This window comes from Pseudomonas sp. DC1.2, assembly GCF_034351645.1.
Lineage (GTDB): Bacteria > Pseudomonadota > Gammaproteobacteria > Pseudomonadales > Pseudomonadaceae > Aquipseudomonas.
On record NZ_CP133782.1, the window covers coordinates 3,058,016 to 3,073,732 of the forward strand.

12 protein-coding genes and 1 pseudogene are annotated in these 15,717 nt (G+C 59.4%); 3 read left to right on the top strand and 10 right to left on the bottom strand.

The features are described 5' to 3' along the window. Nucleotides 1-37 precede the first annotated feature (37 nt). From RHM68_RS13760 to RHM68_RS13780, 5 genes are read right to left on the bottom strand one after another with little or no spacing between them, the layout of a single operon-like run. Nucleotides 38-3,136, bottom strand: coding sequence for an error-prone DNA polymerase (locus RHM68_RS13760; protein WP_322215484.1), 3,099 nt, complete (start codon nt 3,134-3,136; stop codon nt 38-40). Continuing rightward, the gene (locus tag RHM68_RS13765) at nt 3,112-4,527 is read right to left on the bottom strand and encodes a DNA polymerase Y family protein (protein ID WP_322215487.1); all 1,416 of its coding nucleotides are present in this window, start codon (nt 4,525-4,527) and stop codon (nt 3,112-3,114) included. Before RHM68_RS13765 ends, RHM68_RS13760 begins: the two co-directional genes overlap by 25 nt. A gap of 7 nt (nt 4,528-4,534) precedes the next feature. Further along, a complete protein-coding gene (gene imuA, locus RHM68_RS13770; protein ID WP_322215490.1) occupies nt 4,535-5,152 on the bottom strand; it encodes a translesion DNA synthesis-associated protein ImuA in 618 nt (205 codons plus the stop codon). After that, a complete protein-coding gene (gene lexA, locus RHM68_RS13775) occupies nt 5,152-5,769 on the bottom strand; it encodes a transcriptional repressor LexA (protein ID WP_322215492.1) in 618 nt (205 codons plus the stop codon). Before lexA ends, imuA begins: the two co-directional genes overlap by 1 nt. Before the next feature lie 38 nt (nt 5,770-5,807). Beyond that, nucleotides 5,808-6,725, bottom strand: a complete 918-nt coding sequence (locus tag RHM68_RS13780) for a LysR family transcriptional regulator (protein ID WP_322215494.1) — start codon at nt 6,723-6,725, stop codon at nt 5,808-5,810. Nucleotides 6,726-6,828: 103 nt separating this feature from the next. Between RHM68_RS13780 and RHM68_RS13785 the strand changes: the two genes are divergently transcribed. Continuing rightward, nucleotides 6,829-8,571, top strand: coding sequence for an amidohydrolase (locus RHM68_RS13785; RefSeq protein ID WP_322215496.1), 1,743 nt, complete (start codon nt 6,829-6,831; stop codon nt 8,569-8,571). Nucleotides 8,572-8,589: 18 nt separating this feature from the next. Here the strand turns inward: RHM68_RS13785 and RHM68_RS13790 are convergent, their stop codons facing one another. From RHM68_RS13790 to ltrA, 5 genes and pseudogenes are all read right to left on the bottom strand, one after another. Then, nucleotides 8,590-9,486, bottom strand: coding sequence for a Dyp-type peroxidase (locus RHM68_RS13790; RefSeq protein WP_322215498.1), 897 nt, complete (start codon nt 9,484-9,486; stop codon nt 8,590-8,592). Nucleotides 9,487-9,836: 350 nt separating this feature from the next. Continuing rightward, nucleotides 9,837-10,091 carry a bacteriocin immunity protein gene (locus tag RHM68_RS13795; protein WP_322215501.1) on the bottom strand — a complete coding sequence of 85 codons (255 nt, stop codon included), beginning with the start codon at nt 10,089-10,091 and terminating at the stop codon, nt 9,837-9,839. Next, nucleotides 10,091-11,508: pseudogene (locus tag RHM68_RS13800) on the bottom strand (S-type pyocin domain-containing protein). The gene RHM68_RS13795 and the pseudogene RHM68_RS13800 overlap by 1 nt, the downstream one beginning before the upstream one ends. 276 nt (nt 11,509-11,784) lie before the next feature. After that, a complete protein-coding gene (locus RHM68_RS13805; protein WP_322215503.1) occupies nt 11,785-12,141 on the bottom strand; it encodes a hypothetical protein in 357 nt (118 codons plus the stop codon). A 339-nt stretch (nt 12,142-12,480) separates the two neighbouring features. Beyond that, on the bottom strand, nt 12,481-13,767 hold the full coding sequence (ltrA, locus tag RHM68_RS13810; protein WP_369124956.1) for a group II intron reverse transcriptase/maturase: 1,287 nt from the start codon (nt 13,765-13,767) through the stop codon (nt 12,481-12,483). Between the two features lie 668 nt (nt 13,768-14,435). Between ltrA and RHM68_RS13815 the strand changes: the two genes are divergently transcribed. After that, the gene (locus RHM68_RS13815) at nt 14,436-14,621 is read left to right on the top strand and encodes a transposase (protein WP_322215506.1); all 186 of its coding nucleotides are present in this window, start codon (nt 14,436-14,438) and stop codon (nt 14,619-14,621) included. 91 nt (nt 14,622-14,712) lie between these two features. Further along, complete coding sequence (locus RHM68_RS13820; protein ID WP_322215508.1) at nt 14,713-15,675, top strand: IS30 family transposase; 963 nt, start codon at nt 14,713-14,715, stop codon at nt 15,673-15,675. Nucleotides 15,676-15,717 lie beyond the last annotated feature (42 nt).

The window sequence follows — 15,717 nt, forward strand, 5'->3', positions numbered from 1 at the left end:
GTAAGAAAATTCCAGAGGCTGGGGCACTCGTCATCGGTCAGCGGAAATCACGGCTGCGCACGCTAATGCCATCGAGTAATGGGCTCAAGTCGCTCAAGCGTCCGGCAATTAAATGCCGCACTTCGCCTTCCTTTTCCCAGCGTCCATCAACCTTGAGCAGGTGCGCGCCGACCAATACCTGCCGCTGGCGCTCGGCCAGATCGCGCCATACCACCACGTTGACGTTACCGAACTCGTCTTCAAGGGTCACGAAGGTGACTCCACTGGCGGTGCCCGGACGCTGTCGTCCGGTCACCAAACCGGCCACGCTGACCGGGCGCCCATGATCAACGTCGAGCAACTCGCTGGAACTGCGGCAGCGCAGGGCTTTCAACTCGCCGCGCAACAAGGCCAGCGGATGCGGGCCAAGGGTGGTGCCGACGCTGGCGTAATCGGCTTGCAAGTCTTCGCCGGCAGTGGGTTTGGGCAGCGACACCGTGGGCTCTTCCTGACTCGGCAGACCGGCAAACAAACCGAGCTGCTTCTGCACCCCCGCCACCTCCCAGCGAGCCCGGTGACGGTCGCCGGCCAAGCCGCGCAAGGCGCCAGCATCGGCCAGTTGCTCTTGGGCACGCGCATCGAGTCGGGCCCGTTGGCCAAGGTCGGCAATGTCCACAAATGCGCTCCACGCCCGCGCCGCTTCAATGCGTCGGGCATCGTCCTCGCGAAATCCCTTGATCATCCGCAAGCCCATGCGCAGCGCTGGTTGTGCGTCGCTGATCGGTTCCAGGCTGCAATCCCAATCGCTGGCTCGCACGTCCACCGGACGAATCTGCAAATGGTGCAGCCGGGCATCCTGCAGTATTTGGTCCGGGCTGTAGAAACCCATCGGCCAACTATTGATCAGCGCACAGGCGAAGGCCGCCGGTTCGTGGCACTTCAGCCAACAACTGGCGTAAGTCAGCAAGGCAAAACTGGCCGCGTGGGATTCGGGGAAGCCATAGCTGCCGAAACCTTTGATCTGCTCGAAAATTTGTGCGGCAAACTCTGGCGTGTAGCCGTTTTTCGCCATCCCTTCCGCCAGCCGTTTCCGGTGCGGCTCCAGGCCACCATGGCGTTTCCAGGCCGCCATGGAGCGGCGCAACTGGTCCGCCTCGCCGGGGCTATAGTCGGCGGCGACGATAGCGATCTGCATCACCTGTTCCTGGAACAGCGGCACGCCCAACGTCCGCTCCAGTACCACCTTGAGTTCTTCCGAAGGGTATTTCACCTCTTCTTCTTTTTTACGGCGCCGCAGGTAGGGATGCACCATGCCGCCCTGAATTGGCCCAGGCCGGACAATCGCCACCTCGATCACCAAGTCGTAAAAAGTGCTGGGCTTGAGCCTGGGCAGCATCGACATCTGGGCCCTGGACTCGATCTGGAACACCCCGACCGTGTCGGCACGGCTGATCATCTCGTAGGTTTGCGGGTCCTCGGACGGCACTGTGGCCAGGCTCAGATCACGCCCCCGATGCCGGCGCAGCAGATCAAAACAGCGGCGGATGGCGCTGAGCATGCCAAGGGCCAGAATATCCACCTTGAGCAACCCCACCGCATCCAGGTCGTCCTTGTCCCACTGAATGATCGTGCGCTCGGCCATGGCTGCATTTTCCACCGGCACCAGGCTGTCCAGCGGCTGCTCGGAAATCACAAACCCGCCTGGGTGCTGGGACAGGTGCCGGGGGAAGCCGATCAGTTGCCCGGTCAGGCTCAACACCCGACGCAGCACCGCGCTGTCCGGATCGAAACCGCCTTCACGCAGGCGTTCAACCGGTGGTGTTTCATCGCTCCAGTGCCCGCAGCAATCGGCCAGCGCGTTGATCTGATCCGGCGGCAGCCCCAGCGCCTTGGCGACATCGCGCACGGCGCCGGCCGCATGGTAAGTGCTGACCACTGCCGTCAGCGCCGCACGGTTCCGACCGTAACGACGGAACACGTACTGCAAGACTTCTTCACGCCGTTCATGCTCGAAATCGACGTCAATGTCTGGCGGCTCGTTGCGTTCGCGCGAAAGAAAGCGTTCGAACAATAACGTCGTTCGACCCGGGTCTATTTCGGTGATCCCCAAGGCATAACACACCGCCGAGTTAGCAGCCGACCCCCGCCCCTGACAGAGAATATTTTGCTCACGCGCGAAACGCACAATGTCGTGAACCGTCAAAAAATAGCTTTCGTAACCGAGGCCGGCGATCAGCTCCAACTCCTTGTCGATTTGCACCAGCACGTCGGCTTTTGGCCCCTCCTTCCAGCGCCAGCGAATGCCCTGCTCGGTCAACTCGCGCAGCCAGGACGTGGCCGTCTGACCTTCGGGCACCAACTCCCGTGGGTACTGATAACGCAATTGACCGAGGTCGAAAGTGCAGCGCCGGGCAATAGCCAGTGTTTCGTCGAGTAAGGTTTGTGGGTAAAGCTCGCCCAAGGCGCCGAGACTGCGCAGGTGTCGCTCACCGTTGGGGTGCAGGCGCAACCCGGTGGCGGCCACCGGCAAGTGATGACGGATCGCAGTCATGGTGTCCTGCAAGGCGCGCCGGCCACGGGCATGCATGTGTACATCGCCACTGGCCACCGCCGGAATTCGCAGTTCGGCGGCCAGTTTCAGCAGCGCGGCCAGGCGCTGGGCATCGTCCTGACCCCGGTGCAACTGCACGGCCAGCCACAGGCGTTCGGCAAAGACGCTGCGCAGCCAGCACCCCTGTTCACAGGCATCGACCGCGTCCGGCACCCACAACGCCAATAGCCCCGGCAACGGTTCGTTGAAGTCCTCCCGTAGGACCTGATACTGGCCTTTTTGCGTGCGGCGTCGAGCCCGAGTGATCAAACGGCACAGTGCCTGATAACCCTCAAGGTTCTCGACCAGTAGCAGCAGTTTCGGGCCGTCCTCGATCCGGATTTCACTGCCGATGATCAGCGGCAGTTCCACCGCTTTAGCGGCTTGCCAGGCGCGGACGATACCGGCAAGTGTGCATTCGTCAGTGATTGCCAGGGCTTTATAACCTTGCTGTTTCGCCCGTTGAAACAGCTCCAGGGCGCTGGACGCACCGCGCTGGAAGCTGAAGTTCGACAGGCAGTGCAGTTCGGCATACCCAACACTCATGCGAACCAGCCCTGCAACCATAAATGGCCGCCCTCTCCCACGGTTCTATAGGCCCAGCCTTGCTGGCCGGAACGGGTTTCGATCAGGTAATAATCGCGCCGCACGTCATCACCGTCCCACCAGCCTGACTCGATACGTTCCGGCCCCATGAGGATGCGCGTCGAACCTTCATGAACCGCTAAGGGTTCGCTCAGCAGCCAGCCCGGCCGCTGCACGCGGGGCAGCCCGCCGCAGAACTGGCTGTCAACACTGGCCTGCCACGCGCATTCCGGCCGGTGATCGGCCTGGAAGCGCAAACCTTGCACTGCGTCGTCCCCCAAGCGTGCCCGCAGGCGTTCGCGCAACTGCTCCCAAGGCAAAGACTGTTGCGCACGGTCGTCGAATAATTCCTGACGCTGAGGCACAAAACTCGGTAGGTCCTCGGCACACAAGCGAAAGCCGCGCACGGGGGCCTCGACTTGCACCTGTTCCAGTCGCCCACGGGCCAGTTCGAAGAGCATCGCTGGATCACGCTCGGCGCTGAGCAGGCCGACCTTGATCCGCGTGTCCGGCAACCCGGCGTGTTCGAGGAGCAGGTCAAAACGCTGAACACCGCGGTCCCGACCGCACAGAAAGGCCGACAGGTCCCCGGTCAACCGGCGCAATGGGAACAGCAGCGCCTGATGGGACTGCACATCGAAATTGAGTTCGATGCGCACATCAAAGCGGTCCGGCGGCAGGTAAAACGCCAGGGCCAAGTGGCGTAACCCGAGCAGGGTATCCAGATGCTTGAGTACCTGAGCCTCGAAACGTCGGGCCAGGGTATGTCGCGGCAGGGCCTGCACCTGACTCAAGGTCCGCAGGCCCATGCGTGATAACGCCGTTGCCACCGTAGGTTCGAGGGCGATCCGGTCGATGGGCAGTTGCCCCAGGTGATAGCCCAAAGCCTGATCGTCCGGCACCACCAGGCCGTCATACACATTGGCCAGCACCCGCGCCGCCACTGGGTTGGGCGCGGCGACGATCCGATGGCGAAAACCCAGCCCGGTGAGTTCGGCCCGCAACCGCGTTTCGAACTGCGGCCAGGCACCAAACAGACCGAGGCTGGACTCGATTTCAAACACCACGGCGCGGGGATAATGAACGCTGACCTGAGCACTGAATCGATAGGCCCAGGCCGCGAGAAACTGCTGCCAATGTTCGATCTCGGCGGCATCGTACTCGGCGGTGACAAAGCCTTTGCTCAGGGCCTGGGCGGCGGTCATGGACTGGCCTGGGCGCAAACCCAACGCCCTGGCGGAACCGTTGACCGCTTGCAACACCCGGCGCTGGGCCGGGCCAGTCAGCAGCACCAGCGGCTCATCGGGATTGGGGCGCTGGCGCAGGACGGCATCCATCGCCAATTGCGGGAAAAGAATGCAAACCCAGCGCATGGCAGCCTCAATGCCCCACGGCAAACGCAATCGGCGCCGTGCGGGCCAGTCCGCCGCGACACTTGAGGACGCGCAATTGCGCAGGCCGGGCATCGATGGCAATGCGCAAAGCGGCTGGCGAAGGGTTAATCGCCTCTTTGATCGAGCGGTAGGCGAAGGCCAGGGTCTGACCGGTTTCCGCCGCCACCTGCAAGCGGCGCAAGGCTCGGTCATCGGCCTTGTGCGGCCAGCACAATACGGCGCCGCAACTGCCCGAGCGCAGGCATTGTTCCACCGCCCACAAGGCATCACGTTCGCCCGCCTGGATAATCGACAACTGGCGCAGATCAACCCCGGCGTTCTGCCAAGCCTGGGGATACGGCACGTAGGGCGGCGCCACCAGCACGATGCGCTCACCCGCCGCCGACAACCGCGCCAACGCCGGCCACACCAGTTGCAGTTCACCCACGCCCTGTGCGGCGAGAAGGATTTCAGTCAGTGCTGCTTCCGGCCAACCACCGCTGGGCAGTGCGGCATCCAGCGCGCAATACCCAGTAGGTTGCGGGCTGACCGCCGGTGGTGCGGGCCGGCCCTTCCATACCTGGCCACCATTGAACAGCGTATCCAGCGCGACGACGGCGCCCATCACCCTTGCCTCACCAAGCCGCAGAACACCCCTTCGATAGCAAAGTCCTGATCGGCTTCGACGATGATCGGTTGATACGCCGGGTTGCGCGGCAGCAGGCGCACCGTATCGCCGACCCGCTCAAAACGCTTGATGGTGACTTCGCCATCGAGCCGCGCCACCACGATCTGCCCGGTGAGCGCCTCGGGGTTGCGGTGTACCCCCACAAGATCACCGTCGAGAATGCCGTCCTCGATCATCGAGTCGCCCTGAACCCGCAGCATGTAATCCGGCACCCTGGAAAAGATCGACGGATCGAGCAGCAAGCGGCTGTGAACCTCGGCATCGGCGCTGATCGGTAAGCCGGCAGCAACCCGGCCAAGCACGGGAATGTCCAGTAGCTCGGGGCGCGCCGGTTGCCCGAGCAAACGAATGCCCCGGGCCTGATTCGGGTTGACCTCGATCAAACCGGCCTCGGTCAGCGCCAACACATGCTTGCGGGCCACGCTGCGGGAGGCAAAACCAAAGGCCTCGCTGATTTCAGCGAGGCTCGGGGACTGGCCGTGCTCCGCGATTCGATCACGGATAAAGGTCAGGATGGCGGTACGGCGGGGCGTTAGAGTCGTCATGGAGTACATTTGTACTCTTTCAGCTTTTCCCTGACAAGAACCGCCAGTCAGCTCAACCGCCGGGCCGCCAGAAACCCTTCGAGGTAATCGATAAACGCCACGACTTTGGCCGTCGCCCGTCGATGGCTCGGGTACACCGCCAAAATGTGCGGGCCAAAGCTGTCCGGATCGATCTCGTAGTCTGCCATCACCTGCACCAGGCGTCCCTCGGCCAGGTACGGCGCCGCGCTCCATAACGGCGTGTGCAACAACCCGTGACCGGCCAGGGCATTGGCCAACAGCAAGTCGTAATTGTCGCTGCTCAATCGCGGCGCCCGAGGCTGTGGCAGGCTTAAACGCTGCCCGTCACGCTCGACCCACCAGAACTCGCGGCTGAGCAACGGATGGCGATACAGCAACCACTCGTGCGCATCGAGCGTGTGCGGGGTGACCGCCAGTTTCTGGCGCTCCAGATAGGCCGGGCTGGCGCACAGCGCCAGGCGATTGCTGCCGACGACACGGGCAATCAGCCCCGGCAAATCGTCATGGCCTTCGCGCAGGGCCAGGTCGTAGCCGCTTTCCAGCAGGTTGACGAACTCATCGCACAGGTCCACTTGCAGGTTGATCTGCGGGTATTGCTGCAAAAATCCGCCACACACTTCGTCAAGGAATGCGCGCCCGTAGGCCAGTGGACCGGTGATTTTCAAATGGCCGCGCAGGCCATGCTGCAGTTGCTCGATTTCCTCACCGGCCTCCTCCAGCCGCTGCAACACCTGTCGCGCAGTTTCCAGATAAAGCCGCCCCACTTCCGTCAGCAAAATCCGTCGCGTAGTGCGCTCGAACAGACGGGCCCCCAATTCCGCTTCCAGGTGGTTGACCGCTTTGGTCAGGGCTGAGGGGGTCTTGCCCAACTGCTCCGCCGCGCGGCTGAAACTACCCAGTTGCGCCGTGGCCACAAACATTTTCAAAGCGCCCAGCTTGTCCATGCTTTTTCCATTCTGGCAAAAACGTTTTTCGTGAAGTAGGCGTTCTGCTGCACGACAGCCGCCACTAATCTGGCCATCAGACGCAATAACAAGGAAATGTTCAATGAAAAGGTTCCTCCCGAATCTGCTGGTTGCCGCTGTGAGTTTTGCCTCGATGGAAGTCATGGCCGCCACCGACCTGGTGTTGCTCAATGGCCAGATTTTTACCGCCAACCGTGACCAACCCAAGGTGCAGGCCATGGCGGTAGAAAACGGCACCGTGCGACAAGTCGGCAGCGATGCGCAGATCAAGGCGTTGATCGAGCCCGGCACCCGTGTCATCGACCTCGGTGGCAAGGCACTGATGCCCGGTCTTATCGACAGTCATTCGCACGCCATTTTCGGAGGCCTGGAAAGGGTCGCGGCCAATATGCAGGATGCCGTGGTCAGCCTCGACGAACTGGAAAAGCGCCTGCGTAGCTGGCGTGACGACGGCACGGCCAAGCACGGCGATGTACTGAGCGTGGCGGGCATGAGTTCGGCGTATTGGGCGCAGGCGCAAGCCTTTGGCAAAAAATTCAACGCCGCAGAATGGGCTAACGTGCCAGTGGTCTTCACCGGCAGCGACCACCACACCGCGTGGGCCAATAACGTGATGCTCAAGCGTGCCGGCATCAACACCGAACTGCTGAACAGCTTGCCCGCCGCTGAGCGCGACACCATTGGCAAACTCGCCGACGGCACCCCTGACGGATTTTTGGTGGATGCCGGTTGGGACCGGGTCGCCTCGACGATGCCCGTGCCGAGCGCTGCCGACATGCTCAAGGCCGCACAAACCGCCGTGCGCTACAACAACAGCCTGGGGATTACGGCCTGGATGGACCCTGCCGCCAACGCCGCGCCAGGCGAAGCGGTATTTGCCATCAAGCCCACAGAAAAAACCGTCGGCGTACTGCCGGTTTACCAAGCGCTATCGCAAACCGGCGCCATGACGGTCCACGTCGCCGCCCTGCTGGTCGCCAACCCTAAAAGCAGGCCGGCCGATCTCGACACCCTGGACAAGGTTCGCCAGCAATTTCAGGGCATCCCCAACCTGACCCTGCCCGGAATCAAGATCTTCGCCGATGGCGTCAGCGAGTTTCCGGCCCAAAGTGCGGCGATGATCGAACCCTACAAAAACTCGCATAAACGGGGTGAATTGCTGATTGATCCGCAGCATTTTGGCGAACTGGTCAGCGCCATCGACCAGCGCGGCTGGCTGGTACACATCCATGCCATCGGCGATCGCGCCGTGCGTGAAGCCCTGAAGGGTATCGAACAGGCGCGCAAGGATCGGAAGAGTGGCGTGACCCACTCGATCACGCACCTGCAAATGGTCAACCCAAAAGAGTTTGCGCGGTTCAAACCGCTCAACGTCATCGCCTCGATGCAACTGCTGTGGGCCACCGCCGACGACAGCACCTACGGCATGATCAAGCCCTACGTCAGCGCCCAGGCCTTCCGTTATCAGTACCCGGCGCACTCGCTGCTCAAACACGGTGCGACCCTTGCCGGCGCCAGCGACTGGCCGGTGTCATCGCCCAACCCGTGGAATGCCATGGCCCAGGCGATGACTCGAGCCGGCCCGCTGGGCGTGCTTAACGCCGACGAGCGAATCGACCGCGAAACGCTGTTCTACGCCTACACCCTCAACGCTGCCCGCACCATCGGCCTGGACAAAAAGATAGGCTCATTGACCGCTGGCAAACAGGCTGACTTTATCGTGCTGGACCGCGACGTGTTCAGCGTCGATGAGAGCGCCCTGAACGATACCCAGGTACTCCAGACCTGGTTCGCCGGTCGACAGGTTTACGGCGAGGCGCTTTAAAAAGCCGTGACTGCGTTTTCAATGCTGCTGAGCGTGGTCTAAGGCACGCAAGTCCAGGTGTCCGTCCTTGAGTGGCGGACACCAGTAGTAACCACCGGTGATCGGCCGGCTGATGCGGTAAAGACCGTCAGTGACACCGTCTTCCAGGCCACTCATGCGCCGCAGTTGCGCCTCGAATGCGTCGAGGGAAAACCCGAATGCGAGGAACATCAAACCCGCGCGGTCACCCTCGATCCACGGCATCGAGCGGCGGACCACGAACGCTTCCGGGGCGAAGCTTTCCTGGGCAGTGCGTTTGACGTGGGCGTAAATTGGCGCGTCATCGAGTTCTTCGTTATCACTCAAGCGCCGCCCCATGAGGTTGTCCTGTTCTTTGGACGGCATCGCGTGGAAGCCTTTGAGGTCGTGTTGCCATTGCTGGATCGCGGCGAAGCTGCCGCCCACCCGGCCTTCAGCGCCCTCACGCACCAGCGCAGCCGCCGCTGCGGCTTCGTCATGGGGGTTTTCGGTGCCGTCTTCGTAGCCGGTCAGGTCATGGCCGGTCAAGTGGCGAAAGGTTTCGTTCATCTGCACCAGACGAAACGCCGGGGTCAGCGCGGCTTCGATGGCGGTGCTGCGATTGAGCAACTCGCCGCGGTCCACCCCGTGCAGCCAGCACCAGAGGGCGTGCTGGGTCGATGGGTTATCGACGCCGACACCGGCCATCGCCGGGAATGCTCGCAAGCCTTCGACTTGAACATTCAGAGCCTTGACCAGAGACTCTCCAAAACCGACGACCGCCGATTTCCCATCCACCCACTGCATCAGCTTGTCGAGCGCCGCCGGTAATGCATCGACGGATTCAAGGGCAAAGAACATATGACGGGCTTGAGGCGCAACGGGGGTGGCGAGAATGCCCGGCTGGTAGTCACTCATATGAAATCCTTGAAAAAGCTCGGAGTTTAACCGGGCCTAAGAATGCTTTGGCGTACTGGGTGCTGGGACTGAAAAGAAAGTCCCTGACAGGTGGGAACAGTAGCTCGATAGAAAGAGCCACCGGACAAGCAGCGGAAAGACGCGCCGTATAGACCACATCCCAAGAGCGCCACGAAAGCGCACTGGATACGGCCCCGGCAAAAAAGTGAAGCGCGGAAACTGTCTTGCACGGGCATCAGTGCCTGGACTAAACGGCCAGAGGCCAACGCTTAGGTGTTGATCAAACATGATCAAAGCCGCACGTGGCGGCATCCAGTAAAAAGAAGTCGCCTGTCAAGGCGGTTTTTCTGTCAGGCGTCTTTGAACCCCGGCAATCCCTTGAAAACGCAGTAGTCTTTGATTGTCTGTACTACTCCGTCCGACGAATCATCTACCCCATCCTCTGGATAGAACAATAAGTCGCTACCCGCAGGGTGCGGCACGACCTGATTGAAGTGCTCTACCAATTCTCCCCGGTCTTCTTCCGTCCCAGCATCGTCGATAGCGTCAATCAAGGCTTTGAACTCCTGCTCAGTGTAATCGGCAAGATCGCTCTTAAGTTCCATTACTCACCCCCTCTATGTATGTCGATATGACGCCTTGGCGTAACAGCTCGCAGATTGTCGGCATCGTACACGGCACCTCCGTCTTTGATTAACTCTACGTGGTGCAGCTCGAATGCAATTCGCTTTCCTGCATGCTCGTTTTTGGGGGCTGCGGGGGCCAAGCCTTTCGCCATGCCGGACAGGTTACGAGAGTTGAATTGTTGGCTCAGCTCAGCGTCATTAGCTACGGCTATCCACAACGCTTTCCTGAACGCATCGAAACTGCTGAAGTTTTTGCCTCTAAGCTGATCGGCAATACGAGTCGGGATCGGCGCGCCCAGCCCAGCCCCTGCACCGGCCAGCCAGATGCCTGTCACGTCCTGCCCCTGCCCTGTAACGACACCCGGATCAAGGCGCACGTTCATCACGATGTACAACGGTTTTATGCCCGAATTAGCCGGGAAAACGAGGATGAAATCCTTGTAATCAGGCGGATGAATCGGGTCAACGATCATGTTATCCGCTTGTTCGGTCGGCGGATAAATCCAGATCTGCGGGGCTTGCGGAGCGGCTTCCAGTGCTGGAATGCCCAGCGTGTCAGAAGGATTGGCAGCAGGCGTCCAGATTAATGTAATGCCGTCGCCAAAATCAGCCACCTGCTGTTCGCCCTGGACAACGAACTGCACGACCGGAATCATCTCCCAGTCGCGGCGCTTCTGAGTGTTGTAACCGTAACCTTTCAGCGTGCCGTCGGCTTGTTGCTCTACATGCAACCGAACCCGTGTACGGCCTTCCTTGAGCGACTTAAGCTGGTCGTCGGTGTACAGACTGCTATCACCGAGGCTCGACGGCCAAAGCAGTGCAACTACACCGGCCAAAGCACCTGCGGCAACACCTGCCGTAACAACGCCCGTTCCGGTTGCCGTGCCAGTTGCAGCCGTTCCCGTGCCCGCAGCAACAGCAGCTCCAGCTGTGCAAAGACCGCCACATGAAGCACCGGCAGAAGCCATGGCCGTTCCGCCGAGCAAGAGGGTTCCGAGTGCCGAAGGTAAGGCACTGCCGCTGATTTTTTAAGTTGAATGTTGCCGTTAGCGTCCGTTTCACGACCGCCGAGTAAAGCGAATTCGCCATACTCTTTGATCGCATCGGTGGGAATCGCGCCGGAAGGGCTAACGTAATTAATTGTGCCATCAGGCAGCTTGCAGGATTTGGTAAACGTGCAGCCGACTGCTGGCTGTTCTTGCTTTTTGGGCTGCTTGATCAAACTGTCTTCATAAGCCTGCTGTCTGGCCAACATGGCCTGATAAGGCTTTTGCATTTCTTCGCGTGCGGCAATTTCAGCGTCTGTCATGTCACGCAAATAACGGCCACCTATGCCGCTGCCACCGCCTCCGCTGTAAGATTGCCAAACCTGCGGTATGTCCTTGTTTCTGGCCATATGACTTTCCTTGTTTAGGGCCACAAGGATAACGGCTGTGAAAACTCACTCAAATGCTGGCTGATAGCCAGTGCAAAAAGAAGGCTTCGCATAATGGACGTTATGGCTAAATTCAGCGCCGGGGCTTCGCGATTATTCCGGCGCTAAATTCGTCGAATACGACGGCAAAGCTACCATAACGTCACAGAAATTATGCGAAGCATCACGTGCGGAGCTGGGGGGCTCTGGAGGCTGCTTTTCACTAGGTGATCAGGTGTTTCTAGTAGCAACACGGCTTCAGAACGATGGCTTCTGTCCTTCGTCATCTGCGTCGATACGAATTTTGGCGCGTGCAACAACGGCCATCGCTTCGGCAATGAAAGCCGCGTCACCGGTGTCGTAAGCATCAGCCAAAAAGACAGCTACGGTCTCTGAATCAACCAGCGAGTCCGCAGGATCATAATCATGTGTGAAACTACCTGACAGGATTGGCTCTGAAGAGCCATCGGGATAGCGGAACACCCATTTACCGTTGATTTGTTCTGCACGGGGCAAGCCGAGCTGGTCAGCTTTATTCGCAGCTTTCGCAGTGGCAGCAGCCATTATCTCCGAAACTTTATCGAGACCAATTTCTTCAAATAGTGATTGAACCATGGAAACCCCCATTTATCAGGTCGGAGATATTGAGATACTTCAGCTCTGTCATTGGATTACCTCGGGAGAAATCCGCTCAAGTCGCCATGCTTCCTGAAACATGGCTTTTAACGCAATCTGATGCTCCTTGTTGAAGCTGGAGGTTCCTTTGCGCAGGTAGGGATTTCGCCAATGCTCGTTGCGTAACAACTGATGGTATGAGACTTCCTGAGCGGTGATCGTAGGCCGATCCGTGCCATAAATGAAGCCCGTTTTAAGGCCAAGGTTGTAGCGGTTGGAAAGGTCGCGGTAGGGACGGCAGTTACCTGCCGCCCCCCGTCCAGATCCGTACGTGCGGAACTACCGCATACGGCTCCTGCCTTGGGTACGTGACGCGAAGCGATCCTCAGGGTAAGGATGTGCATTTCTGGGTCTTGGTACGTAGAGGTCGGCAAGGCGTCCGTAGCGTGACCATTGAAGCCGATGACGCTGGCTGCGACGTTTGAGGGCTTGCCGCCATAGACGGCATACCGCCAGACGAAAACCACCAAGACGTATCAGGTTTCCCGGCACCGCGTGGTAGTTGAAGTACCCAGTGACCACTCGGTTAAGCCACTGACCCACGACTCGAACAGGCTCGTGACGTCGGCGCTTCAGCTCATCCCGAATAGCCAGCAGCGTCGCACGCATTCGCTTCTTGACCGTCAGTCGCAGTATTTGAAAGCCACCACTTCTGTTGGTACTACAACAGTGCGTGAAGCCCAGGAAATCAAACGTCTCCGGTTTACCCAAGCCTCGCTTCCTACGATTTCTCGCAGCAAAACGACCAAACTCAATCAGCCGTGTTTTCGAGGCGTTGAGGGATAAACCGAACCCGGCCAAGCGTTTCTGCAACTGCACCAAAAACTGCTGAGCCTGCCATTGCGTCCTGAAACCCACCACGCTGTCGTCCGCGTAGCGCACAACGATCATATCGCCACGGGCATGCCGCTGGCGCCACTGCCTTGCCCATAAATCCAGCACGTAGTGAAGATAGATATTTGCCAGTAACGGCGATATCACTGCGCCTTGGGGAGTCCCCTTGGTCGCAGCCACCCTACGGCCATTCTCCATAACACCCGCCTGAAGCCATTTGCAGATAAGCCCGAGCAGGCGCCGGTCTGCAATCCGGTGTCCTAGAAACATCAGCATCCATTCATGGTCGATCTCGTCAAAGAACGACGTGATATCCGCATCCAATATCCAGTTCACCTTCTGGCCCTTCAGCGCGACCGTCAACGCATCCAGCGCATCGTGCTGGCTGCGCCCCGGCCGAAACCCATACGAGAAACCTAGAAAGTCCTCTTCATAGATCGCATTCAGAACGGTAACAACCGCCTGTTGTACGATCTTGTCCTCCAAAGAGGCAATGCCCAACGGGCGCTGCCTGCCATCGGCTTTGGGAATGTACACCCGCCGCGATGGCGTTGCCCGATAGGCTCCACTGTGGAGCCTTGCGTGCAAATCGGTCACCCGCTGGAGAAGACCCTCCTCATATTCTCGCCACGACATACCGTCCACGCCCACCGCCGCATCGCGGCGCAAGGCATAGAAGCTTTGCGCCAATAACTGCGGTGTGATGTGGTGCAGCAATGCCGTGAACTGCATGCCCTTGTTCCTTCGGGCTGCTTCACGTACACCTTCAAGTCCCATCGACGCGCAACTGGCCCGGCTCAGTGTCCGGGGCGCGGGGGGCCTGTCGGTGTTTCCCTTGGCTACGTCCCTTTCCTCCACTATCTCCGCCGGGCTAGGCCCTTTGTTCGATGGCTTCTCAGGTACTACGGACGTATCCGACTTCTCAGCGGCGTGGGCAGCAGGGTTGCGGCTTTTGGCCTTTCCTGCTCCGCCCGGTGCTTGCGCACCGGGCACCGCTGAGATCTCCCAGTTTCTGTGCGAAGGACTTCCCGACGTGCACAGGGTCTCCGACCGCGCGGGATCAGAGCATGACAGGCGTCTAACGCCATGCTCCGTATTGCCTTCTGCTTCGCATAACAGCATCGGCATCCCGGATTCCTGATTACGCGGCTCAATGGCTGGCCCATCGGTTTCCCCTGTCAACGCTTCACCCTGCACCTCGCGGTGCAACATGCATGACTCGGGGTCTGGTTGATTCGCCATTTCTTACCAGTATCGAACTTTCATCGACTATCCTCCGCCAGCTTTGACTGGCGCACTATGCGTCCGGCCAAGTCATCTACCCAACCCCGCAAAGCCGGGACATGGTGTGCATTTAAATTTAGGTGGGCACCAGTTCTAGCCTTTTAAGCGGGTATTCCATGCAGCCAACACGCCGTTCGTATTCCAAATCCTTCAAAGCCCAGGTCATTCAAGAGTGTGCCCAACCCGGCGCATCGATTGCCAGCATCGCCCTCAGCCATAGCCTTAACGTAAACCTCGTTCACAAATGGATTCGGGTGCAAGTGCAGAAAAGCACGGCGCTTCAACCAGCATTCATCCCCTGAATTCATAGAATAAGTGCAACGTTTGAAACGAGAGGCAGAGAGCCAGCCACCGGTAGAATCCAGGCTCTCACACCAAAGGATTCAAACGCAGATGACCACGCCTTACCGGCAGCTGACTCAGGGCCAACGTTACCAGATTGAAGCCGGCCTGAGGGCTAAAGAGAGTCAAGCAAGCATTGCTAAACAGGTGGGAGTGCATCCTTCGACGATCAGCCGTGAGGTTCGCCGCAACCGTCCTGAAAACATTTACAAAGCGATTTGTGCGACCCAAGAAAGTTATGTCCGCCGTGTGGGTGCCCGTAAATTTTGCAAGCCGATTGCCTGGTTGAGTCATCACCTTGCGATATGGCTCAAGCATGGAATGAGCCCGGAGCAGATTGCTCATCGGCTCAAGCAAGAGAAACCGGATCAAGCGGTCAGCCATGAGTGGATTTATCGGTTTATTGCCACTGACAAACGGGGCGGCGGCGAGCTGTATACGCATCTACGGCACCGTCGAAAGCGCTACCGTAAACGCTATGGAAGCCATGATCGGCGGGGGCAGTTGCGAAATCGGGTGTCGATCACCGAGCGCCCTGCTGAAGTCGAAACCCGCGAACGGCTGGGGGACTGGGAAGGTGACACGGTGCATGGGGTGGGCGGTAACCTGGTCACCTTGGTTGAGCGTAAAAGCGGCTATCTGAGTGCTTACCCAGTCAAGCGTCGAACTCGCCGCCAAGTCACTCGGGCGATCAATTTACAGTTCAATGGGCATGTGGTGCATACGTTGACACTGGACAACGGCAAGGAGTTTGCCGGCCATGAGCGCATCGCGCACAAGAGTCGTTGTAGGGTGAATTTTGCCGACCCGTATTCGTCCTGCCAGCGCGGTACGAATGAAAATACCAACGGTTTGCTCCGCCAGTATTTCCCCAAGGGCAGTGACTTCAGCAAACTAACCGTTGCCGCTGTAAACCGGGTGGTCGCGCAGATCAATTTACGCCCTCGCAAACGCCTGGGCTGGAAGACACCTTACGAAGTTTATGCAGGGGTGAGCGTTGCACTTATGTGTTGAATTCAGGGGGGCAAAACCGTTTGTGTGGCTTGAAGTACACGC